The following is a 23,531-nucleotide window of genomic DNA, read 5'->3' on the forward strand; positions in this document are numbered from 1 at the left end:
GGGGGGGCGCCGGGCGTGCCCGGCGCCTGGGCCGGCCCGCCGCCGGCGGGGCCCGCGCCCCGGGACCCCCCGCGCTCGGCGGGCCCCCCCCCACTACGGTTGACGCTTATTCCATCGCCGCTTCCAGCGCCTGCGACAGCCGCTCCACCGCAATCACCTCCATGCCCTTCACCGTGCCCGCCTTCGGCGCGTTGGCCTTGGGCACGATGGCCCGCTTGAAGCCGTGCGTGGCCGCTTCGCGCAGGCGGTCTTCGCCGTTGGGCACCGGGCGGATTTCACCGGACAAGCCCACCTCACCGAAGGCGATGGTCTTCTCGGCCAGCGGCCGGTCCTGCAGCGATGACAACACCGCCAGCAATACCGGCAAGTCCACCGCTGTTTCCTGCACGCGGATGCCACCGACCACGTTGACGAACACGTCCTGGTCGCCGACCAGCACTCCACCATGGCGATGCAGTACCGCCAGCAGCATGGCCAGGCGGTTCTGCTCCAGGCCGACTGCCACGCGGCGCGGGTTGGACAGCGGCGAGGAATCCACCAGCGCCTGCACCTCCACCAGCAATGGGCGCGTGCCCTCGCGGGTAACCATCACGCAACTGCCCGGCTGCCGTGTGCTGCCCCCGGACAGGAAGATCGCCGATGGGTTGGGCACTTCCTTCAGGCCCTTGTCGCCCATCGCGAACACGCCCAGTTCGTTGACTGCGCCAAAGCGGTTCTTGAACGCGCGCAGCACGCGGAAACGGCTGCCGCTCTCGCCCTCGAAATAGAGCACCGCATCCACCATGTGCTCCAACACGCGCGGGCCGGCGATGCCGCCTTCCTTGGTGACGTGGCCGACCAGGAACACGGCGGTGCCGGTCTCCTTGGCAAAACGCACCAGGCGGGCAGCGCTCTCGCGCACCTGGCTCACCGAACCCGGCGCGGCGGTGACGGATTCGGTCCACAGCGTCTGCACCGAATCGGCCACGATCAATTTCGGCTTCGCCGTGGCGGCGTGCTGCAGGATGTTTTCAACGCCGGTTTCGGCCAGGCCATTGAGGCCTTCCAACGGCAGATCCAGACGCACCGCGCGGCCGGCCACCTGCGCCAGCGATTCCTCGCCGGTTACGTACAACACCGGCAACGTGCCCGCCATTTTTGCCACGGCCTGCAGCAGCAAGGTGGATTTACCGATGCCCGGGTCGCCGCCGACCAGCACCACCGCACCTTCAACCAGGCCGCCGCCCAGCACACGGTCGAACTCGCCGATGCCGGTGGACACGCGCAGGTGCTCGGTCTGCTGCACATCCTTGAGTGCGGTGATCCTGGGTGCATCCACCTTGCCGGCCCAGCCACTGCGGCGCGACGCCGGCGACTTTGCGGCGGCGGCACTTTCCAGCACGATCTCGCTCAGCACGTTCCACGCACCGCACTCGGTGCATTGACCCTGCCATTTGCTGTACTCGGCACCGCACTCGGTGCAGACGTAGGCGCTGTTGCGGGGCTTGGCCATGGGGATTCCTGCGACGGGGGACCGCAGGATAGCCGAGCGCAGTCGCAGCGGCTGCGACCGTGCGTGTGGCCTCAGCCCTGTGCGGCGCGGGCGGCGATCATCGCCCGGTACTGCCGCGGCGCCATGCCCACTTCGGCCTTGAACTTGCGGGTGAACGCGCTCTGGTCACTGAAGCCGCAGGCCTGGCCGATGCTGGCCACGCTGTCATCACCGTGCAGCAGGTGCAGGGCGATCTGGATGCGCAAACGGGTCAGCACCTGCTGCGGCGTCATCTGGAACACCTTGCGGAACGAACGCTCCAGCTTGGACAGCGAAAACCCGGTGATATCCAGCAGAGTCTGCATGCGCACGTTTTCGGCGTAATGGGTATTGAGGTAGTCCAGTGCCAGGCGCAGCGGCTCGTACTGCGATTCCAATCCACCGCGCTGGCCGAGGTCGCGCGAGATGCCAATCAGGCCGACCACGACGCCGTTTTCAACAATCGGCCGCTTGCAGGTCAGGCACCAGCCCGGCTGCCGATTGGCCAGCAGCTGCAGCTCCATGACGTTCTCGACCACCTCGCCCGCCAGCACCCGCGCATCCTGCTCGACATAGGCCTCACTCATGCCGGCCGGGTAGACCTCGTCGGCACGCTTGCCGATGACCTCGCCGCGCGACTTCACCCCCAGCCGGTGCATCATCGTCAGGTTGACGTGGGTATAGCGCCCCTGTGTGTCCTTGGCGAAGAACAGCACGCTGGGGATGGCATTGAACAGGGCTTCGATTTCGGCGGGGTCGATTCGCATCACGGACAACTGGGCAAGCAGACGGGAGACGGGGTGGGCGTCCCGGGGGCCCACGATGCCACAGAAGCGGGTGCAGGACACGAGGGTCCGGCACCCGCTCTCCGGATCAGAAGCTGTAACGCAGATACAAATTGGTACTGCGCGGTGCCTGCAATGCCGTCACCGAGCGGAACGAGGGCAGCGGCACCACCTTGCCATTGGCGTCCAGGCCGGTAGCCGAGACCATGTCACGCTGGGTGACTGCGTCGTTGTTGCTGACGTTGGTGACCGACAGATCCAGGCTCAACTGCTGGCCCCTGTCGCGGCCGAAGTTGAAGTCGTAACCCACGCTGACATCCCAGCGCCAGGTGCTGTCGGTCTTGCCACCACTGCCCTGCGGCGACAGCACACCGTTGCAGTAATGGGTTACCGCGCCGGCCTGCACCAGCAGGTCGAACTCGGGGCTGTTGTCCGGATAAACGCCCATGCAGCTCTGTGGAATACCCGCAGCCACGTTCAGCACCGAGCCAACGCGCAACCCGCTGCCGAAGTAATAAACCCCGTTGGCAACCAGGCTGTGTCGCTGGTCACCGCTGAGGTTGCCGTTGCTGCCAAACGTGTTCTGCAGGAACTGGTAGTTGCCGCTGGTGCCCGGCTTGGGATCATTGGAGCGGGTCAGGTTGGTGTAGCCATCATGATTGCCGTAGCGGTGCGACCAGGTGTAGCTGAGGTTGAGGTAATACGGCTCCTCCGCACTGCGCTGGTGCGACAGCTGCGCGCCCAGTTTCAGGTAACGGCGCTTGGCCTTCGGCATGCCCAGATAGCTGTTGGGGATCACGATGTCCTGCAACACCCCGTCGCCATCCAGGTAATCACGCAGCACGATGCTGCTGCCTGGATTGAACTCGATACAGCCACCACCGCCGGTCAAACCGCCATAACCGGCATGTCCGTTGTCGCGCACGTAATCGCTGATGCGCCCGTCCAGGTCACAGGTCTGGTCAACGATGCGCTTGAGATCGTGGAACGCCGCCTGCCCGAGGAACGACCAGGTCGGTGACAACTGCTGCTGCAGATACACCTGGTATTCGTTCTGGTAGGTGTTCTTCATGTTGCGGCTGACCACCGCCGACATCTCCGGCAGCGTGCCGTCGTAGTACACATAGTCGGCAACGGCATTCAGGCCCGTCGGGCTGCCATCCGGGTTGCGGCCGGTGTAGGTGTAGTAACTGAGTTTGTAGGTTTGCGCCGAGGCGATCAGGTAGCTCAGGGTCGAGGGCATCGGCAGGGTGTAGCGGCCGACATTGGCGCCGATCTTCAATGAGCTGTCACCACGCACATCCCAGGACGCCCCCACGCGTGGTGAGAACAGGTCCATGTCCAGGAACTGCGTGCCGGTGGAGGTCAGGTTCTCCATCTGATCCCAGCGGCCACCGAACATCACCCGCACATTGGGCGACACCTGCCAGTTGTCGTACAGGTAAATGCCCTTCTGCTTGCTCTCGAACTCACCGCCGATGGCGTATTCGTACTTGTAGACCACATCGCCCGGCGGGGTGAAGCTGCCGATCTGGTACGGGTAATTCAGGTAGTAGTAGTAATAACCGGCCGGGTTGGTCTCGGGCTGGTAGTAGTAATTGTTGCGATAGAACTCGCCACCCAGCACCACTTCGTGGTCGCCGATGTTCCAGGTGACGTCACCCTTGAAGCCCTTTTTGTCGAAGTAGTAATTCAACGGCGCCCAGGCCTCGCCCGGGCTGATGGTGCGCTCCACGCCGGTCGCATAATCGTACTCGCCGATGTAGGGCACGCCGGACAGCTCGGTGGACTGCCTGTAGTCGTAACGCATGGTGCCGCCCATCAGGCGCAGGCGCAGGTTGTCGTTGATGCGCCAGTTGTAGTTGCCGATCACCAGCTTCTGCTTGGTCTGCAGGTCACTCCAGCTCGGCTCACCATAGCTCGACTGCGACGGGTCATAGGGGACGCTGTCGCCCTGCGCGAGCGCGAGGTGGTAGTCGGTGGCGTACTCATTGCGGTAGGCAGCAACGTTCAACGACTGGTCGTCGGTGATGTTCCAGGTCAGGTTGATCAACCCTTCCTTGCTGCTGCGGCGGGTATCCGAACGCGTGTTGGCAGTGTAGCTGCGTGTTTCATTGCCCGGGTCGCGGCCATACAGCACATAGGCAAACAAGCGATCACGCACGATCGGACCCGAGCCCCACACATAGTGCTGGGCCGTATGGCCATTGCTGTTGTCCGATTGGTACAGGCTGGGCGAACCCAGAGCGTTGTAGCGGTCCTGGCCACGCGGACGCAGCGCGCTGGACGTGGGCGGGGTGTAGTACAGGCTGTAGCCGCCATGGACTTCGTTGCTGCCCTGCTTGAGCGTGGCCGAGGAAATACCGCCGGTGGTGCTGGTCCAGCCCAGGCCACCGCTGCCGGTGATCAACTGGGTGCTGGCAACGGCCACTTGCGGGAACACGATGGCACCGGCGCCGGTGACGTCGTAGGACGTGTCGAATTCGTTGAAGTAGTAGCGGTTCTCGGTTTCGCTGGCACCGCCGATCTGCGCGAAACTCCTGCCCATCACCGTGGACGAATCCAGCCGGGCCAAGGCATAGATGCTGGTCTGGCTGACCGGCAGGTCGGCCAGCAGGTCGGCGGTGTAGATGCTGGACAACTCCGGCGTGCTGACGTCGATCGGATTGATCACCGTGTTCAAGTTGCTGGCCGTTACCATCACCGCGCCCAACTCGGTTGCCGACGCTGCCACCGGCACCGCCGAGGCCGCATTCGCCACGACGTTCACGCTGTGGGTACTGAGCACCTGCCCGTCACGCATCACCTTGACCTGGTAAACACCCGGCGCCAGTTGATCAAGGCTGTACTGCCCATTGCGATTGACGCCAATCACCTTGGCAAAACCGCTGGCATCGCGGCTGACTTCCACCACCGCGCCGCTCTCGCTGGTCGAGCCATACAAGCCGCCCGTGATGGACTGTGCATGCGCCTGCAGGGCCAACCCCAGGGCCATCGCCAATCCTGCCAATCGCACCGACCGCCGCCCACCTTGCTGTGCTGCCCACCGCGCCTTGCTGATGCCGCTCATAGTTACCCCGGAAGTTGGAAATGCCAGCCTGCCCCTGATCGCAGCGATTCGCGCCCCCATGGCGAAACCACCGCGTCTGCCGTTGCTCGTTTCGGCACAAGACAACTGCATGACAGATATTCCCGGTACAGCGGGAACCCCGTCTTGAGTGTTTCTACCCAACCAACAGCCGAATTCGGCAAAGTCACTTTTAGGTATACGGCGAAAAACGTCACAAATGAAACACTTAAGACGACCTTCGCCCGCCTAAATAGCCGAATTCAGCACAATCAATGCGCTACGGTGTTCAATACCAATGGCAATGGCTTTAGGCCCCGACCAACCCGGCGGCGATGGCAAACGCGGACTGTGGGAACGCCCTTCCGCCAGATCGTGCCAAGTCGGCAGCCATCGTTGTCGGCATCATCGGCAATCACCCCGCGCCGAAGCCGCTCATGAGCCAAGCCCCTATCCCGAACCACTTTGCCGTCGGCCAGCTGTGGGCCTGCAAGGGCCGCCATGCCGACGAACAACCGACGCTGCTGATCAACCGCATCGACCAGCACCCGCTCGGTAGCGGCAACATCTACCACGTCACCCTGGACGCACTGAAAATCCGCCACCCCGGCCTGCCCGGCGGCTATATGACCGACCTTGAACACGCCCCGGTCACCGACCAGACCCTGCAGCGCAGCGAACTGCGCTTCATTGGCCTGCGCGAGCCCAACCCGGCCTACCAGAAGGGTTACGCGCAGTGGCGCCAGGCGTTCGATGCCGGCATTGCCGGTTCGTATGGCGTCAGCACGCCAACCATTCTGGAGATCGTTGAGCGCCGCTTGAACGGCATTCCGCTCGACCAGCCCTGACGCGGCATCGCCCTCGCACGGACCAACATAAAAAAGCCCCGCCGAAGCGGGGCTTTTCAATTACCGGAGGTAACGGTGGCGACGATCAGCCCCACGGATCCTGCAGGACCATGGTGTGGTCGCGGTCCGGGCCGGTCGACACGATCGAGACCGGGCAACCCGCCAGTTCTTCCAGCGCGCGCAGGTACGCACGCGCGGCCGGCGGCAGCTGGTCCCATTCGGTGACGCCGTGGGTGTTCTCGCTCCAGCCCGGGAACTCCAGGTACACCGGCGTGCACTCTTCCCAGCCCTGCGCGTCCAGCGGCGCGTACTCGGTGCGCTTGCCGCGGTATTCATAGGCAATGCAGACCTTCAGCTTTTCCATGCCGTCCAGCACGTCGAGCTTGGTGATGCACAGGCCGGAGATACCGTTGATGGCCACGGCGCGCTTGAGCGCGACGATGTCCATCCAGCCGCAACGACGCGGGCGGCCGGTCGAAGCACCGTACTCGGCGCCGCGGTCGCGGATGCCCTGGCCGATTTCATCGTCCAGTTCGGTCGGGAACGGGCCACCACCAACGCGGGTGGCATAAGCCTTGGCGATGCCCAGCACGTAGTCGATGGCATCGGCGCCAACACCGGCACCGGCCAGCGCGCCACCGACGGTGGTGTTGGAGCTGGTGACGTACGGATAGGTGCCGTGGTCGATGTCCAGCAATGCGCCCTGCGCGCCTTCAAACAGCACGCGCTTGCCCTGCTTGCGCAGGTCGTGGCAGATGCCGGCGACGTCGGACTTCATCGGCTCGACATACTCGCCGAAGGCCAGTGCTTCCTGGTAGACGGTGTCGAAATCGACAGCTTCCACACCCAGGTACTGGGTCAGCACGAAGTTGTGGTAATCCAGCGCAGCCTTGAGCTTTTCAGCCAGCTGTTCCGGGTAATGCAGATCGGCCACGCGAATGCCGCGGCGCGCCACCTTGTCTTCATAGGCCGGGCCGATGCCACGGCCGGTGGTGCCGATGGCCTTGCCGCCGGCGGCCTTTTCGCGGGCCTGATCCAGGGCAATGTGGTACGGCATGATCAGCGGCGCGGCCGGGGAAATCTTCAGGCGCGAACGCACTTCAACGCCAGCCGTTTCCAGCTCTTCGATTTCCTTGCGCAGGGCGGCCGGGGAAATCACCACGCCATTGCCGATCAGGCACAGCGCGTCATCGCGCAGGATGCCGGACGGGATCAGGTGCAGGACGGTCTTCTTGCCGTTGATGACCAGGGTGTGGCCGGCATTGTGGCCGCCCTGGAAACGAACAACTGCGCCGATTTCTTCGGTCAGCAGATCGACGATCTTGCCCTTGCCTTCATCGCCCCACTGGGCGCCGAGAACAACAACTGATTGACCCATGACGGGTAACTCCTGAGTTTTGCTGCGGCCATCGGGGCCGCGGACGGGGCCGTGCGCTGCCCTTGGTCCGCCAACATGGAAGCCCCATCGGGGAGCATCCGGCAAACGCCAGGGCCATACACGGAAAAAGCCGAACGGGATGCTCTGTTAGGAGCTAGCCCGACCGGCTTTTGTGGATTATCCGGGTTTTGCGTGACGGCTACCACCCCTTGAGCTTCAAGCCCACCGGGGCCGGTGGCCGCTCGTTCAGTAGCGTGACCACCACAGTGCAGCGAGCCCTGCCGCCAACACCAGCGCACCCATTTTCCGCAGCGACGAGGCAGGAAGTTCCAGCAGCTGCGACGCCATCCGCTTCCAGGCCAGTGGCGCGGCGAACAGGAGCAGGCCTTCGAGAACGGCTACGAGGCAGAGTGCGGAGAGGAGGTCTTTCATAGGGCAAGGAACTACATGGCACCGGCAGGCTTTGGCTTTGAACTGTCCCTTCTCCCGCCTGCGGGGGAAGGTGCCCGTAGGGCGGATGGGGGCGCTCTTGAAGGCTCTAAAAGCTCCCCTCACCCCAACCCCTCTCCCGCATGCGGGAGAGGGGCTTTGAGCAACTCCCAATCACCAAGGCTTTGGGTTTTGGGTTTTGGGCTTTGGGCTTTGGGCTTTGGCTTTTGACTATCCCCTCTCCCGCATGCGGGAGAGGGGCTTTGAGCAACCGCTGACTTGCGCTCAGTGCTTTGCAGTCAGCGATGCCGACCAACAATCAACAATCAGCGATCGCTCTTCATGTACTGCAGGAACGGGTCGTTCTTGTCGAGCACGATCACGCCATTGCCGTCGGTCATCGAGGCACGGTAGGCCTCAAGGCTGCGGTAGAACGAATAGAACGCCGGATCCGCAGAACCCGCCTTGCCGTAGATCGCCGCGGCCTGGGCATCGCCCTCACCGCGCAGCTGCTGCGCATCACGCTCGGCTTCGGCCACGATCACCGTGCTTTCGCGGTCGGCCTGGGCGCGGATGGTCAGCGACTGCTCTTCGCCCTCGGCGCGCAGCTTGGCGGCCTCCTGCTTGCGCTGGGCGCGCATGCGCTCATAGACATCGGTGATCACCTGGCTGTCGGTCGGCAGGTCGATCTGCTTGATGCGCAGGTCGACGATCTGCATGCCCAACGTCTTGATGGCCTCGTTGATGCTCTTCAGCTGCCCGGCGATCAACTCACTGCGATCACCGGATACCAGCGCCTGCAAAGTGCGCGAGTTGATCTGGTTACGCAGCGAGTCGGTGATGATCGGGGCCAGGCGCGCATTGGCCACCTTGCCGTCACCGCCGGTCGCACGGTAGTACGCGCGCACGTCGGAGATGTAACCGATGGCGAAGAAGTCAACGCTGACGTCCTTCTGCTCGGCCGTGAAGTAGCGTGCCGGCGCGGTATCCAGCACCTGGAAACGGCGGTCGAACACCCGCACCGTTTCCACCAGCGGCACCTTGAAATGCAGGCCCGGCTTGATGTCGGCACGCACCACCTTGCCCAGGTTCAGCACCATGGCCGTCTGGTCTTCACGCACCACATAGACCGAGCCCATCAGGCCCAGCAACACCGCAACGATGATGCCGATAACGACTGAATTCTTCATCGGCCAGCCTCCTCACGATTTGCCGAGCGGGAGACCGAACGGTCCGGGTTGCGAATGCTGTCGGTCGTTGCCGGCAATGCCGGCACCACCATCTCCGGGGTCAGCTGCGGCGCATTGGCCGAGGACTTCGCGTCGGCCGGCATCGGCACGTAGATCAACTGGCGGCCATCGCCACCGATGACCTTGCGGTTTTCGGCCAGCACCTGCTGCACGGTTTCCAGCCACAGGCGCTTGCGGGTGACTTCCGGCGCGTTCTTGTATTCGGCCTGCAACAGGCTGAAGCGACGGGCGTCACCGTCCGCGCGGGCCACGACGGCCTGTTTGTAGCCTTCGGCAGTGGTGCGGGCACGCGATGCCTGGCCGCGCGCTTCGGGCACTACCTTGGCGGCATAGGCCTGGGCTTCATTGATCAGGCGTTCCTTGACCTGCTGGGCACCGTTGACCTCGTCGAACGCCGGCTTCACTTCTTCCGGCGGACGCGCGTCAGGCAGGGTCAGGCCGGTGACGCTCAGGCCGGTGTTGTAGTCCTTCAGCGAGGCCTGCAGGCGCTGCTCGGCAACCACGGCCAGCGGGCCACGGTTGTTGAGCACGGTGTTCAGGTCGGCACGGCCCACCTGCTCACGCACCGCGCTCTGCGCGGACTGCTCCAGCATCTGGTCAGCATCGACCGTACCGAACAGGTACAGGCGCGGATCATCCACGCGGTACTGCACGTTGAGGGCGACGTTGACGATGTTCTCGTCACGCGTCAGCACCGGGACATTGCTGCTGAAGGTCTTGATCTGGGTCGCATTGACCTTGATCACCGACTCCAGCGGCCACGGCAGCTTGAAGTTGGGGCCAGGCTGCAGGATCCGCGAGAACTGACCGAAACGCAGCACCACGCCACGCTGCTGTTCGCCGATCAGCTGGAAGCTGGAGAACAACACCAGCAACGCCACCGCCACCAATACCCAGCGCCAGATGCCGCCATCAAACAGGTCGCGCAACGGCCCGGGCAGACCACCGCCCCAACCTCCGCCATTGCCGCCACGCGGCCTGCGGGGTGTACGGTTGTCGTCCCCACTGTTGCCGCCGGGTGTATTCCAGGCCATGCATGCTCCATCTGTAAGGGCCAGGTTGCGGGTTGGCCCCGCCCTGCCCGGCCATCAATCGAATCCCGATTCTAACAAGGGAGTCTCTGAACAGGTTCAGAGGTTCCGCAAACCGGAAGGTTTACCGCAGATCGGTTAAGCCAGCGTGCGATACCCGGCGCCAGGCCCGGCCTGCGCCGCTCCCGCGGCCCGGGCAGGCCGGCGAAAGAACCTTTCCGTAACAGCAATAAGGGCAGACCTGCCGTTTCCCAACCGCTATCGTTGGATATTCCGTTCCAACGCAGGCTGCCACATGTCCATCCCCACCACGTTTTCCGCTTTCCGCATCCACAGTGACGACGCCGGCTACCGCAGCGGGCTTGAGCAGGTGAGCCTGGACGCGCTCAGCCCGGGGGAGGTGGTGGTCCGCGCCCGCTGGTCGTCGGTGAACTACAAGGACGCGCTGGCCGGCACCGGCAAAGGCAAGATCCTGCGCCGCTTCCCGCTGATCGGCGGCATCGACGTGGCCGGCGAGGTGGTCGCCTCCACCGACCCGGCCTTCCGCGAGGGCGATGCCGTGCTGACCACCGGCTGCGGGCTGAGCGAAACCCGTGACGGAGGCTACAGCCAGTACGTCCGGCTGGAATCGAAATGGGTCATCCCCCTGCCCGCCGGCCTGTCCCTTCGCGAAGCCATGGTCCTGGGCACTGCCGGCTTCACCGCCGCGCTGGCGCTGTTCCGCATGAAGGAGAACCGCCAATCACCCGCACAGGGCCCATTGGCGGTGACCGGCGCCACCGGCGGCGTCGGTTCCCTGGCGGTGGACATCTTCAGCCGCGCCGGCTTTGAAGTGCATGCCATCAGTGGCAAGGCCGAGGCCGCCGATTACCTGGCCCGCATCGGCGCCAGCCAGGTGCTGGGCCGCGATGCCCTTGGCACGACCCGCCCGATGGAATCGGCCCGCTTCGGCGGCGGCCTGGACAATGTCGGCGGGTCAATGTTGACCAGCCTGCTCGCGCAGACCACGCCTTACGGCAATGTCGCCTCGGCCGGGCTGGCCGCCTCGGCCGAGCTGGACATGACCGTCATGCCGTTCATCATCCGTGGCGTGTCGCTGCTGGGCGTGGCCTCGGCCGGCACCGCGCGCGATGTGCGCGAACAGGTCTGGCAGTTACTCGGCACCGAGTGGAAGCCCCGCCACCTGGAGACCATCTGCACCCGAGAGGTGGGCCTGGACGAGCTGCCGGGGGTTTTTGACACCATGCTGGGCGGCAAATCCTTCGGCCGCACCGTCGTAAGAGTTGATTGACAGCCGTCACGTCGCGCCATGGACGTGACGCACAGCGCTTCACGTCCATGGTGGCCCGGCACTACACTCGCCAGCATCTTGGGGAAAGCAGGATATTGGGGAACACATGGCACGCATCCTGATCGTCGACGACTCGCCGTCGCAGCTGATGGGCATCCTGCGCATCGTCGAAAAACTGGGGCACGAAACCTTCACCGCCACCGACGGCGCCTCCGGGGTGGAGACGGCCAAGACGGTCTTGCCGGACCTGATCCTGATGGACGTGGTGATGCCCAACCTCAACGGCTTCCAGGCCACGCGCACGCTCAAGCGCGAAGCCACCACCCAGCACATCCCGGTGATCCTGGTGACCACCAAGGACCAGGACACCGACCGCCTGTGGGGCATGCGGCAGGGGGCGAAGGCCTACATCACCAAGCCTTTCAGCGAGGATGACCTGTCCGCGGTGATTGCCCAAGTATTCAGCGCCGAGGCACCGCCTGCAGCCTGACTTACCTGGCACCGTCATGCGGCAAGGTGGCCCGGCCTGAATCCGGCCACAAAAAAAGCGGCGCAAGCGCCGCTTTTTTCGTACCTGGCCTGGCGGGAATCAACCGGCCTTGGCAACTGCCTTCTTTGCGACGGCCTTCTTGGCCGGTGCCTTGGCGACAGTCTTCTTGGCGACCGGCGCAGCTGCGCCCACGGCCACCTTGCTCACCGTATGCGAGCGCGAATTGCCGTAGCTGGCGTTGTAGCGCTTGCCCTTGGCGGTCTTGCGGTCACCCTTACCCATGTCGTCAACTCCTTGGTTTTGAAATCGGATTACCCCGTGCTTGCACGGGTTTGGCGAGGCCGCACAAGGCGCCCCCGCGCATAAGCGTGAAGACTACCACGCGCCTTTCAATGTGCGCAGCTGGCGTCGTGAACGTGGCGGTGGTTCAAGCGCAGGTTCAGCACATGCGCAAGCCCGACCAGCACACCGCCGAGTGTCATCACCACCGCGTGCGGCACCGGGGAATGATGCAGGCCCTCATGCAGCAAGCCCGCCCACAACAACACCAGGCCCGGCAACAACATCACCAGCGCGCGCAATGCACGGTGGCGGTAGTAGCCCCAGATCAGGCTGGCCAGGCCCAGCAGGGTGACGAAAATCACCACCGTGGCCTCGACGCTGTCACTCAACCAGAACGACAGGCCAAGCGACGGTGCCACCGCGAGCAACGCGGGTAACACCGCGCAATGCACCGCACACAACAACGAGCCGGTGGCGCCGAAGCGGTCAAGGAACTGGCGTAGTGAGGTCGGCAGAGGCATGACTTCCAGCAGGGTCGGCGAATCGTTATGGAATAATATAACATAATCATCGTTCCGAACCGTCCCCCTCCCTGCGCCCCTCCCGCCCATTGCCTTCGGTTCAGCGCGCCCCTCAAGTGATACACAGTAACAACAAGGACACTTTTCCATGCATCCACTGCCCCGCCGCTTCAACCGCCACCTCCTGTTTGTCGCATTGACGGCCGCCCTGCCCGGCGCAGCGCTGGCTGCCGACAACGATGACGCAGGCCCAGGCCAAAGCCAAAGCCATCACCTGACCGAGCTGTCCGCCGTCAAGGTCACCGCATCGCCGCTGCAGGGCCCGGCCGAATCACTGGCGCGCCCGGTGGACGTGCTGGCCGGTGAACGCCTGGACGAGCAGAAGTCCGGCACGCTGGGCGACACCGTGGCCAAGCTGCCCGGTGTACAGAGCACCTTCTTCGGTCCTGGTGTCGGCCGCCCGATCATCCGTGGCCAGGAAGGCCCGCGCGTGCAGGTGCTGTCCAATGGCGTAGGCAACATGGACGCCTCCACGGTCAGTGCTGACCACGCCACCAGCATCGAGCCGTTCCTGGCCGACCAGATTGAAGTCCTGAAGGGACCGGCGACCCTGCTGTTTGGCAGCGGCGCCATCGGTGGCGCGGTGAATGTGGTGGATGGCCGCATCGCCAGTGAAATCCCGGACCGCCCGCTCAGCGGCCGCGCCGAGCTGCGTGGCAACTCGGTCAATGACGAACGCAGCGGCATGTTCCGCCTGGATGGCGTCAACGGGAACTGGGTGCTGCATGTCGATGGCCTGGTGCGCAATGGCGATGACTACCGCATTCCCGGTTATGCCGTGATCGATGGCCTGGAAGATCACGATGAACACGATCATGCGCACGGCGACAGCGACGAGCCGCGCCGTGGTCGCCTGGACAACAGCTCCATCCGCACCCGCGCGGGCGGGCTGGGCGCGACCTGGCTGGGCGAAGGCGGCTACTTTGGTGTGTCTGCCGCCACCTATCGCACCAACTACGGCATCCCCAATGGCGCGCACGTACATGCCGACGATGACCACGGCCATGGTCACGACCATGACCACGATCACGATCACGGGGAAGAAGGTGACGAGCACGATGTCCGCATCGACATGGTGCAAAACCGCTTCGACATGAAGGCTGGCATCTACAACCCGGTGTCGTTCCTGAAGAACATCAACCTGCGCGCCGGCTATACCGACTACGAACACACCGAACTGGAAGGCGGCACGCCGTCCACGCGCTTCACCAACCGCGGCATCGAAACCCGCCTGGAAGCGGTACAGCAGCAGATCGGCGGCTGGGATGGCGCGTTCGGCCTGCAGGTCAGCAATGGCGATTTCGGCGCGCGCGGCGAGGAAGCCTTCGTGCCGGACACCGGCACCCGCAGCGCCGGCCTGTTCGTGTTGCAGGAAAAGCAGTTCGGCCCGTTCAAACTGGAACTGGGTGCCCGTCATGAGAAGGTCAAGCTGGACCCGACCGGCGACTACCAGCGCCGCACGTTCGATGCGACCAACCTCTCCGCTGCCGGCATCTGGAAGCTCAATGACGCAGTGGACCTGCGCTTTGGCATTGATAGCACCGAACGCGCGCCGACCAACGAAGAGTTGTATGCCGCCGGTGCGCATATCGCCACGCGCTCGCTGGAAATAGGCGATTCCACGTTGAAGACCGAACGCGGCCAGCGCGCGGAGCTGGGCATCCACACCCACAGCGACCGCCTGGACTTTTCCGCCGCCATCTACCAGACCAAGTTCAAGGACTTCATCTACCTGGCCGAGACCGGCGTGGTCGAATCGCTGCCGGTACGCCTGTGGACGCAGCAGGACGCCACCTTCAAGGGCGCCGAAGCCGAGGCCACACTCCACATGTTTGAAGGCAATACCGGCGACTGGGACCTGCGCGTGTTTGGTGACTATGTGAAGGCGGAACTGGATGGCAGTGGCAGCCGCTCGGCCAACATCGCGGTGCCGCATGGCGACCACAGCCACTATTACACCGTGGACCTGGCCAACAGCGGCTACCTGCCGCGCATCTCGCCGGCCCGCGTCGGCGCTGACCTGCGCTGGTCGCGGGATGGCTGGCGGGCCTCGGTGGGCGCAGTGCGTTACAGCAGCCAGAAGGACGTCGCGCAGAACGAGCAGCCCAGCGGCGGTTACACCCTGGTGGACGCGCATATGGCGTACCGCTGGGAGCGCAATGGCAGCAACAGCTACGAGGTGTTCCTGGACGGCAGCAATCTGACCAACCGCGAAGCCCGTCCGCACACCTCGCTGCTGCGCGACTATTCGCCGTTGCCGGGCCGTGGCGTGGCGTTTGGTATCCGCGCCTGGTTCTGATGCGCTGAGTGGATGGGCTTGCCCCCTCTCCCCAACCCCTCTCCCGCAAAGGGAGAGGGGCTTTTATTCATCGCGAGATTCAGGACTACGTCGGCTTCATGCCCGCGCACTGCGACAACGTGTCCACAGTCGCTTCCACGCGATTAGGCTAGGCTTCGGCAGCGCTTATGGTCCCGGAGACTCCCGATGAAACTACAGCTGACCGTTCCGGTCCTGGCTGCCTTGCTGGCCAACGCAGCCCACGCGGCCCCGCATACGGACACGCTGTACTCCGGCGGCCCCATCATCACCCTGGATGAGCGCCAACCAAATGCCGAAGCCGTGGTGGTGCGTGACGGCCGCATCGCCTTTGTCGGCAGCCGCAAGGCCGCGCAGGCGTTCAGCCCCGCTGCGCAGCAGGTGAATCTGCAAGGGCACACGCTGACGCCGGGTTTCATCGATGCACACGGGCATGTGTCCGGCGTTGGCCTGCAGGCGCTGTCGGCCAACCTGTTGCCGGCACCCGATGGCGAAGGCAACACGATCCCCGCGCTGCAACGGATCATGCGCGCGTTCCGCGCACACCCCGCCACGCCGGAGGGCTACAAGGTGCTGATCGGCTTCGGCTATGACGATTCGCAGCTGGCGGAAAAACGGCACCCCACCCGCACCGAGCTTGATGCCATTGCCACCGACATCCCGGTCATCCTGATGCATCAATCCGGACACCTGGGCAGCTACAACAGCAAGGCGCTGGAGATGGCCGGCATCACCGCCGACACACCCAATCCCGAAGGTGGCGTGATCCGCCGCGAACCCGGCAGCACGGTTCCCGATGGCGTGCTGGAAGAAAGCGCGCACAACCTCGCACTGGCCAAACTGATGCCGGCGATGACGCTCGAACAATCCGTGGCCATGCTCGAAGCCGGGCAGGCGCTGTACATGAAGTACGGCTACACCACCGCACAGGACGGCAAGACCGACGCCGGCACCCTGCAACTGCTGCCGCTGGCCGCCAAGGCCGGCAAATTGAAAATCGACGTCGTGTCCTACCCCGACATCGAAGTGGCCTTGCACGACCCGGCAATGCAGGGCCCGTATTACGGCCTGAACTACACCGACCACTTCCGCATCGGCGGCGTGAAGATCAGCCTGGACGGCTCACCGCAGGGCAAGACCGCGTGGCTGACCCAGCCGTACTACAACGTGCCCGACGGCGAGAAAGCCGACTATGCGGGCTACCCCGCGTTCCCCGATGCCAAGGTCAACGACCTGATCAGCCAGGCCTGGGCCCACGGCTGGCAGGTGCTGGCACACGCCAACGGTGACGCAGCCATCGACCAGCTGATTCACGCCGTCGCCGCAGCCGAAGCCGCGCATCCGGACCAGCACCTGATGCCGGTGTTGATCCATGGGCAGACGCTGCGCAAGGACCAGGTGAATGAAATCAAGCGGCTTGGCATCTTTCCGTCGCTGTTCCCGATGCACACCTACTACTGGGGCGACTGGCATCGCGAATCGGTGCTGGGGCCGGAGCGCGCGGAAAACATTTCGCCCACGCGCTGGGTGCTGGGTGCGGGCATGAAATTCACCTCGCACCACGATGCCCCGGTGGTCTTCCCCGACGCGATGCGGGTGCTCGATGCCACCGTCAACCGCACCACGCGTAGCGGCCATGTGCTTGGCCCGGAGCAGCGGGTAACGCCGGAGCAGGCGTTGAAATCGATCACCCTGTGGGCAGCGGAACAATATTCCGAACAAGCCAGCAAAGGCTCGATTGAAGTGGGCAAGCGCGCCGACCTGGTGGTGCTGTCGGACAACCCGCTGAGCATTGCCCATCCACAGCTGCACACCATCAAGGTGCTGCAGACCATCAAGGACGGGCAGGTCGTCTACGAGGCGACGCCCTCAGGGCAGTAACGGCATCAAGCACGCGCCTTGCGCGCCGATGCCAGCACCGTGAATACCAGCGCCAACACCGCGATCACCAGGATCAGCGGTATCAGCAACACCACGCCGAACATCGCGAACAACTGCACCGCATCGGGATAGTTGAAGGTGGACGTGCAGCCCGGATTTGCGCCACCAAAACTCAGGCACAGGTCGGAAAACACAGCCAAACAGGCCAGCCACAGCATCGATGCGATGGCAGTCGCCATCCACAACACGCCGGGCCCCCTGCCAAAGCGCTTCACGCCATTACCCCTTGGCCGATGTTCGGCTGGCGCGGCAGCTCATCCGGCGCAGTTCGCGCACAGGCCGTGCACTTCCAGGGTCTGCGCCTGCGGCTTGAAACCCAGCTCCTTGGCGCGGGTTTCAAGCTGGCGGACGATGTCGCGGTCTTCCAGCTCCACCGCACTGTGGCAGCGGTCGCAGATCAGGAACGGCACCGAGTGCTGGTTGCTGCTGGGGTGATGGCAGGCGACGAAGGAGTTGACCGAGGCCAGCTTGTGCACGAAGCCGTTGGCCATCAGGAAATCCAGCGCGCGATACACCGTGGGCGGGGCGTCGGCACCGACACCCTTGCCTTCACGCACCCATTCCAGCAGTTCGTAGGCCTTGACCGGCTTGCCCGCCTCGGCGATGAGGCGCAGCACGTTGGCGCGGATCGGCGTCAGCCGCAATCCGCGCTCGCGGCACACCCGTTCAACCACCGCGACAAAATCCGCCGCGTCATCGACGTGGTGGTGCGGAGCGGTACAGGAGTGCGGTTCGGTCATGTCTACCTCTTGAATCAGGCCTTGGGAACCTTGATGAGTGCGGCGTCGATGCGTTTCAAGGCCTCGTCGCGCCCCGCCAGGTACACGGTATGGGAAATGTCAGGGCTGACCTGGGTGCCGGTGATGGCCACGCGCAGCGGCTGGGCGACCTTGCCCATGCCGATTTCCAGCTGCGCAGCGGCATCATGCAGGGCCGCCGAGACGGACTCGGCAGTCCATTCCGGCGCCGCCGCCAGCAGTTCGCGGGCCTTGGCCAGCGGTACATCGGCGCCTGCCTTGAAGTGCTTGGCCACGGCGGCTTCGTCGTACTCGGTCAGCGGGGTGTACCAGACCACCGCCTTCTCGGCCATTTCCTTCAGGGTCTGCACGCGCTCGCGCAGGGCGATGACCACGTCCACCGGCGCCGGGCCGGCATTCACGTCCAGGCCCAGCTTCTCCAGCTGGTAAACCAGGTGCGGCACGATGGCGGCCGGCTCCTCGGTCTTCAGGAAATGCTGGTTGACCCAGCCCAGCTTGGCCATGTCCAGGCGCGAGGCCTTGGAGTTGCAGTTGGTCACGTCGAATAGGTCGATCAGCTCCTGACGGCTGAACAGCTCCTGGTCGCCGTGCGACCAGCCCAGCCGGGCCAGGTAGCTCAACAGTGCGTCGGGCAGGTAGCCGGCGTCCTTGTACTGCATCACGTCGGCCGCGCCGGTGCGCTTGGACAGCTTGGCGCCCTGCTCGTCCAGGATCATCGGCATATGGCCGAACTTCGGCACCGGCGCACCGATGGCCTCGTACAGGTTGATCTGGCGCGGGGTGTTGTTGATGTGGTCGTCACCGCGGATGACCTCGGTGATGTTCATGTCCCAGTCGTCCACCACCACCGCGAAGTTGTAGGTGGGGTAACCGTCCGGGCGGAAGATGACCATGTCATCCAGCTCGCTGTTGGCGATTTCGATGCGGCCCTTGATCAGGTCGTCGAACACCACGCTGCCGTCGAGCGGATTCTTGAAGCGGATGACGCGGTTCGCATCGTCCTTGTACGGCAGGTTCAGCTCACGGGCGGCGCCGTTGTAGCGCGGCTTTTCCTGCTTGGCCATGGCGGCCTCGCGCATGGCGTCCAGCTCTTCCTTGGTCTCGTAGGCGTAGTAAGCCTTGCCCGAGGCGATCAGCTGCTCGGCCACTTCCTTGTAACGGGCGACGCGGTCGGTCTGGTAGACCGGGCCTTCGTTGTAGTCCAGGCCCAACCAGTCCATGGCCTCCAGGATGGCGTCGATGGCCGCCTGGGTGCTGCGTTCACGGTCGGTGTCCTCGATGCGCAGCACGAACTCGCCGCCACGGTGGCGGGCCTCCAGCCAGCAATACAGCGCGGTGCGGGCGCCACCAATGTGCAGGTAGCCGGTGGGACTGGGGGCAAAGCGGGTGCGAACGGTCATGACAGGCGCAGAAGTGGGAATCGCGGCATTTTACCCCTTCCCCTCCTTCGGCGCCCTGCAGTTGCGTTAGCCCCGCTCTGCGGGCTGAAAAACCAACAAGAGCCTGCGAACTGCAGCTGTCAGCCCCTCTCTCGTCTGTACGGGAGAGGGGTTGGGGTGAGGGCAGCTTCGGCTTCGGCTTTGGCTTCACCGGGCCCGTTCCGCAGCGGCGGAGCCAGCAGATAAGACCCCGCACGGGGCGGCGCACCCAGAAACAAAGCAGCAGCCAAATCCAAAGCTGCCCTCATCCGCCCTTCGGGCACCTTCTCCCGCAGGCGGGAGAAGGGACTCATCAGGCATTTGCTTGCACTGCCCCAAAAGCAGAAGGGCCGCGATGCGGCCCTTCCAAAATCAGCACTGCGAGCCAACTGCCGGGCTCACTTCTCCAGCAACGGCTTGCGTGGGAAATTCCCCTCGCGCATTGACGCGTTGTAGACAAACGAGGCAACAATCGCTGCCGCCTGCTTCAGATCTTCCGCCTCGGCGTGATCCCACGTATCCAGATGGCTGTGGTGCACGTTGCTGAAGTAGTCCAGGCGATCCTGGATGAACTGGAAGCCCGGCAAGCCCACGCGGTCGTAGCTGATGTGGTCGGTACTGCCGGTGTTGCGCGTGGCCACCGTGGTTGCGCCGACATCATTGAACGGCTTCAGCCACGCCTCGAAGATCGGCATCGCCGCCATGTTTTCCTGGGCATAGATGCCACGGAAGCGGCCCGAGCCGTTGTCCATGTTGAAGTACACCTGGAACTTGTCGTAATCACGCAGCTTCTGCAGCGCGCCGGTCGGCTCGCGCAGCGATGCCGGCAGTGCCTTCTGCGCGGCGTCGGTCGGTTCCGGGTAACGGGCGAAGTGTTTGGCGACATAGTCCTGCGAACCGATCAGGCCCTGCTCTTCGCCGCTCCACAACGCCACGCGGATGGTGCGCTTGGGCTTGGCACCCACGGCCTTGAGGATGCGCATGGCTTCCATCATCACTGCCACGCCAGCGGCGTTGTCCGCTGCGCCGGTGCCGGTGTGCCAGGAGTCCATGTGCGCACCCAGCATCACGATTTCATCGGCCTTGCTGCTGCCGCGGATCTCGGCCAGCGTGTTGTGACCGGGCTGGTTGGCGTCGTCGGTGAAGCGCGCATCCACATTCACGCGCAGGCGCACGGTCTGCTTATCCTTCAGCGCGCGCACCAGCGGGTTGAAGTGCTCGGCAATCATTGCCAATTCGGGAATGCCAACCGACTCACCGGCCTTGCGCGAGCCGCCACCGGCCACGCGGATGATGCCGTTGTCCCAGCCGCTGATGCTGATCGCAGCCAGGGCGCCCTCGGCGATGAAGAATTCGTTGGTCGCGCGTACCAGCTCCTGGCGCTCGTTGTATTCCTTGACCCGCTTTGCCCGGTCCTCGGCGGCACTCTTGGGAATGGTGAATTCCTGCAGGCCTTCCAGCGAGGTGGCGTCGTGGCGATGCGAATCGGCTTCGGTACCGCGCTTGTATTCACGCGCGTCGCCCAGCAGCAGGATCTTGCCGCGCAGCTTGCCCTTGTACTGCTCCATGTCGGCCAGCTTCTTGATCTCAACCTGGATCAGCTCGCCTTCCACCGGGCCGTTGGTGCCCGGCGTCCAGGCCTTGGGCAGCGCATGCAGCGGCTGCACGCGTTCGGACAGCATTTCCACGCTGGCCGAGGAGAACTCCCAGCCACGGCCGAAATCGGCGAAGGCTTCGTCATGCACATTGGTCAGGCCCCACGCATTGAAGCGCTCGCGGCTCCAGCGGTTGGCCTCGGTCATGGCCGGGGAATTGGTCAGGCGCGGGCCGATGTTTTCGGTGAGATGGCTGAAGGTATCCATCACCTGCGAACGGTGGAAGGCTTCCTGGCGGATCTTGCCCACCATGTCCAGGTCCACCTGCTCGGCCGCATATGCCGGAGCACCCACGGCCAATCCCATGCACAACGCCAGCAAACCACGCTTGATCACTTGACTTCCCCCGGCCCCAGGCCAAATCACGACAAAGCGTCGAGTCTAGCCAGCGGTTGGCTGCGTTGGAGCCGGCCAATGGTCATGGTTGGCGGGAATTGGTCTGGGTTTTTGGATGCATTGCCTCCCCCCTCTCCCCAACCCCTCTCCCGCCAGGGGAGAGGGGCTTTTAAGCTGCAATCGCTCGCGTTCCTTCGACTCGCAGCCAACTGAGCCCCTCTCCCCTTGCGGGAGAGGGGTTGGGGAGAGGGGGATACCCAGCCCATTCAATTCAACCACCCATACACCACCAACCGCTCCACCGGCAGCACCGCCAGCCACGCGCGCTTATCGACCGATGCAGCAACAAACCCCGCGCCTCGCCACGCCGATATCGCATTGCTCGGAATCACTTCTTCCGTAAAGCCCTTCCCTTTTCCACCCAGCATTACCCGGCGCCATGCGCCGTAATGCGCGGGCAACTGCTGCTGCAATCCCGCACGTGCCACATGCGCCTGCTCGAAAAACGCCAATCCCTGGCGTTGAATTGCAACGGCCGTCTGCCCCGCAAGACGCAACACCATCACGCCCTGCGCAGTGCAGTCGAACATGCTGCCCAGCAGCACTTCTTCCAACTGTCCCGGCGCAGTGCCGAAATGCAGCAGACCATCCGTTTCGATCGCCGCTGGCAGCAGCCGCTGCGCGCGGCGGTGGATCGATACTCGGTTCATAACGTGAATGCTCCCGAAGAACGGGGTGGCCGAAGCCACCCCGCGTCAATTACGGCAATGCCGGGGGCGTGGTCGGCTTGGCCGCGGAGCGGTTGCTCAACTCGTACCAGTCCACCTTGCGGGTGATCCACATGATCACGGTCAGCACGCCGAACAGCAGCAGCGAGCCCATCAGCAAGGCGTTGTTCTCCGAATCCAGCAGCATGTACAGCACGCCATACAGCAGGGTGAGCATGGTCGAGAAGCCGAGCCCGTACTTCCAGCTGCGCAACACGCCGCTCAGGTAGAAGCCCTGCAGACCAATACACGCCGCTGCCGATATCAGGTAGGCCTGCCAGAACGGAATCTGCTCGGACAAACTCACCAGCAGCAGGAAGAAGATCGCCAACGCCAGGCCCACCAATAGGTACTGCAGCGGGTGAATCCGCAGCTGCTTGATCAGCTCGAACAACGCGAAGCCTACAAAGGTGAGCAGCACGAACAGGATGCCGTACTTCGTGGCCCGGTCGGCCTGGGTGTACACATCCACCGGGTCCACCAGTGCGACGTTCAATGATTCCACACTGCCACCAACACCACGGATGCTCTTGAGCAACTGCGCCTGTGCCGCCGATGCCAGCGAGGACACCGCCCACTGCGCCTTGAAGCCACTGTCGTCAATGCTGCGCTCGTTGGGCAGGAAGCTGCCGCCGAACAAGGGATGCGGCCACGGCGAATCCAGTGCCACGCGGGTGTCATCGCCAACCGGCACCACGGCCAGCGAGCGGGTGCCGTCCAGCACGAACTCCAGTTCGACCTTGTTGCCTTCGCGCAACACGCCCTGGCTGATGTCGAGCAGTTCCGACAGCGGGGCATGCAGACCCTTGGAGGTTTCCTCCAGCACGCCGGAGCCCGATTCCAGCGGCACTGCACGGCCATCTACCCGCAGGTTGGGCGTACCGACCAGGCCGCGTACGTCGGCGATGCCCAGCGCCAGATACGGGCGGCCATAGGTGCGGCCGGCCACGGCGGCGTAATTGGCCGGGGCGAACTCCGCCTGCAACTTGGCCTGCCAGCTGTACACCGGCACCTTGAACAGGCCGATGCGGCGTTCGTCCGGGCGCATCCTGCCCTGCACGTTCAGGCGCGTTGGCATCTGCAGGTCATAGCCGTGCTCGGTGCGCAACTCCGTCTTGCGCTGCTTGCTGCCTTCAACCTCAACCTCCACCTCGCGCGTTTGTTTCCACGGCAGCACGCGCACCGGCCCGATCAGCGTCTGCTCGCCCGCGCGGCTCTGCGCCACGCGCTCGATCGCCTGGTCGCGATAGCGCTCACGCTCATTGATGGTGCTGCGGATCAGCAGCAGGGGAATCAACAACAACAACGCCAACCCGCCGACGATGGCGAAGCGCAACAGCAATTTGAGGGAAGTCATGTCCCGTCCTCGTGTGATGACCGGGGCACAGCTTCTTCCC

Annotated in this window: 20 protein-coding genes; 5 read left to right on the forward strand and 15 right to left on the reverse strand. The window is 64.2% G+C overall.

Features of this window, described 5'->3' with window-relative positions; genetic code table 11:
- Positions 1–106: 106 nt before the first annotated feature.
- From radA to ACVOLO_RS04225, 3 genes are all read right to left on the reverse strand, one after another.
- The gene (gene radA, locus ACVOLO_RS04215) at positions 107–1,492 is read right to left on the reverse strand and encodes a DNA repair protein RadA (protein ID WP_481569038.1); all 1,386 of its coding nucleotides are present in this window, start codon (positions 1,490–1,492) and stop codon (positions 107–109) included.
- Positions 1,493–1,563: 71 nt separating this feature from the next.
- Positions 1,564–2,280: an AraC family transcriptional regulator gene (locus tag ACVOLO_RS04220; protein ID WP_481569039.1), complete on the reverse strand. Its 717-nt coding sequence runs from the start codon at positions 2,278–2,280 to the stop codon at positions 1,564–1,566.
- Positions 2,281–2,383: 103 nt separating this feature from the next.
- Entirely contained in the window at positions 2,384–5,290 is a 2,907-nt protein-coding gene (locus ACVOLO_RS04225; protein WP_481569040.1) for a TonB-dependent receptor domain-containing protein, read from the reverse strand.
- Positions 5,291–5,799: 509 nt separating this feature from the next.
- Between ACVOLO_RS04225 and ACVOLO_RS04230 the strand changes: the two genes are divergently transcribed.
- Complete coding sequence (locus ACVOLO_RS04230; protein WP_481569041.1) at positions 5,800–6,210, forward strand: hypothetical protein; 411 nt, start codon at positions 5,800–5,802, stop codon at positions 6,208–6,210.
- A gap of 85 nt (positions 6,211–6,295) precedes the next feature.
- Here ACVOLO_RS04230 and ACVOLO_RS04235 read toward each other — a convergent pair whose 3' ends face one another.
- The 4 genes from ACVOLO_RS04235 to hflK form a co-directional block, all read right to left on the reverse strand.
- Positions 6,296–7,588, reverse strand: a complete 1,293-nt coding sequence (locus ACVOLO_RS04235) for an adenylosuccinate synthase (RefSeq protein ID WP_481569042.1) — start codon at positions 7,586–7,588, stop codon at positions 6,296–6,298.
- Between the two features lie 246 nt (positions 7,589–7,834).
- Entirely contained in the window at positions 7,835–8,020 is a 186-nt protein-coding gene (locus ACVOLO_RS04240; RefSeq protein ID WP_481569043.1) for a DUF2065 domain-containing protein, read from the reverse strand.
- Positions 8,021–8,343: 323 nt separating this feature from the next.
- Positions 8,344–9,207, reverse strand: coding sequence for a protease modulator HflC (gene hflC, locus ACVOLO_RS04245; protein ID WP_481569044.1), 864 nt, complete (start codon positions 9,205–9,207; stop codon positions 8,344–8,346).
- Positions 9,204–10,301 (reverse strand): FtsH protease activity modulator HflK, encoded by a 1,098-nt coding sequence (hflK, locus tag ACVOLO_RS04250; RefSeq protein WP_481569045.1) that lies wholly within the window; start codon positions 10,299–10,301, stop codon positions 9,204–9,206. The genes hflC and hflK overlap by 4 nt, the downstream gene beginning before the upstream one ends.
- Before the next feature lie 292 nt (positions 10,302–10,593).
- Between hflK and ACVOLO_RS04255 the strand changes: the two genes are divergently transcribed.
- Positions 10,594–11,589 carry a YhdH/YhfP family quinone oxidoreductase gene (locus tag ACVOLO_RS04255; protein ID WP_481569046.1) on the forward strand — a complete coding sequence of 332 codons (996 nt, stop codon included), beginning with the start codon at positions 10,594–10,596 and terminating at the stop codon, positions 11,587–11,589.
- 106 nt (positions 11,590–11,695) lie between these two features.
- On the forward strand, positions 11,696–12,079 hold the full coding sequence (gene pilH / locus ACVOLO_RS04260) for a twitching motility response regulator PilH (protein ID WP_481569047.1): 384 nt from the start codon (positions 11,696–11,698) through the stop codon (positions 12,077–12,079).
- A 99-nt stretch (positions 12,080–12,178) separates the two neighbouring features.
- Here the strand turns inward: pilH and ACVOLO_RS04265 are convergent, their stop codons facing one another.
- Positions 12,179–12,361 (reverse strand): 30S ribosomal protein THX, encoded by a 183-nt coding sequence (locus ACVOLO_RS04265; RefSeq protein ID WP_057635755.1) that lies wholly within the window; start codon positions 12,359–12,361, stop codon positions 12,179–12,181.
- 107 nt (positions 12,362–12,468) lie between these two features.
- Positions 12,469–12,882 carry a MerC domain-containing protein gene (locus tag ACVOLO_RS04270; protein ID WP_481569048.1) on the reverse strand — a complete coding sequence of 138 codons (414 nt, stop codon included), beginning with the start codon at positions 12,880–12,882 and terminating at the stop codon, positions 12,469–12,471.
- A 148-nt stretch (positions 12,883–13,030) separates the two neighbouring features.
- Between ACVOLO_RS04270 and ACVOLO_RS04275 the strand changes: the two genes are divergently transcribed.
- Entirely contained in the window at positions 13,031–15,241 is a 2,211-nt protein-coding gene (locus tag ACVOLO_RS04275) for a TonB-dependent receptor (RefSeq protein ID WP_481569049.1), read from the forward strand.
- A gap of 186 nt (positions 15,242–15,427) precedes the next feature.
- Positions 15,428–17,140, forward strand: a complete 1,713-nt coding sequence (locus tag ACVOLO_RS04280) for an amidohydrolase (RefSeq protein ID WP_481569050.1) — start codon at positions 15,428–15,430, stop codon at positions 17,138–17,140.
- Positions 17,141–17,145: 5 nt separating this feature from the next.
- Here the strand turns inward: ACVOLO_RS04280 and ACVOLO_RS04285 are convergent, their stop codons facing one another.
- The 6 genes from ACVOLO_RS04285 to creD all read right to left on the reverse strand — a co-directional run bounded on the left by ACVOLO_RS04285 (position 17,146) and on the right by creD (position 23,491).
- Positions 17,146–17,379: a hypothetical protein gene (locus ACVOLO_RS04285; protein WP_481569051.1), complete on the reverse strand. Its 234-nt coding sequence runs from the start codon at positions 17,377–17,379 to the stop codon at positions 17,146–17,148.
- A 75-nt stretch (positions 17,380–17,454) separates the two neighbouring features.
- Complete coding sequence (locus ACVOLO_RS04290) at positions 17,455–17,940, reverse strand: transcriptional repressor (RefSeq protein WP_481569052.1); 486 nt, start codon at positions 17,938–17,940, stop codon at positions 17,455–17,457.
- 14 nt (positions 17,941–17,954) lie between these two features.
- Positions 17,955–19,358, reverse strand: coding sequence for a glutamate--tRNA ligase (gene gltX / locus ACVOLO_RS04295; RefSeq protein ID WP_481569053.1), 1,404 nt, complete (start codon positions 19,356–19,358; stop codon positions 17,955–17,957).
- A 416-nt stretch (positions 19,359–19,774) separates the two neighbouring features.
- Positions 19,775–21,367: a M20/M25/M40 family metallo-hydrolase gene (locus ACVOLO_RS04300; RefSeq protein WP_481569054.1), complete on the reverse strand. Its 1,593-nt coding sequence runs from the start codon at positions 21,365–21,367 to the stop codon at positions 19,775–19,777.
- Between the two features lie 266 nt (positions 21,368–21,633).
- A complete protein-coding gene (locus ACVOLO_RS04305; RefSeq protein WP_481569055.1) occupies positions 21,634–22,116 on the reverse strand; it encodes a hypothetical protein in 483 nt (160 codons plus the stop codon).
- A gap of 10 nt (positions 22,117–22,126) precedes the next feature.
- On the reverse strand, positions 22,127–23,491 hold the full coding sequence (gene creD / locus ACVOLO_RS04310; RefSeq protein ID WP_481569056.1) for a cell envelope integrity protein CreD: 1,365 nt from the start codon (positions 23,489–23,491) through the stop codon (positions 22,127–22,129).
- Positions 23,492–23,531 lie beyond the last annotated feature (40 nt).

The organism is Stenotrophomonas sp. STEN056, assembly GCF_056759635.1.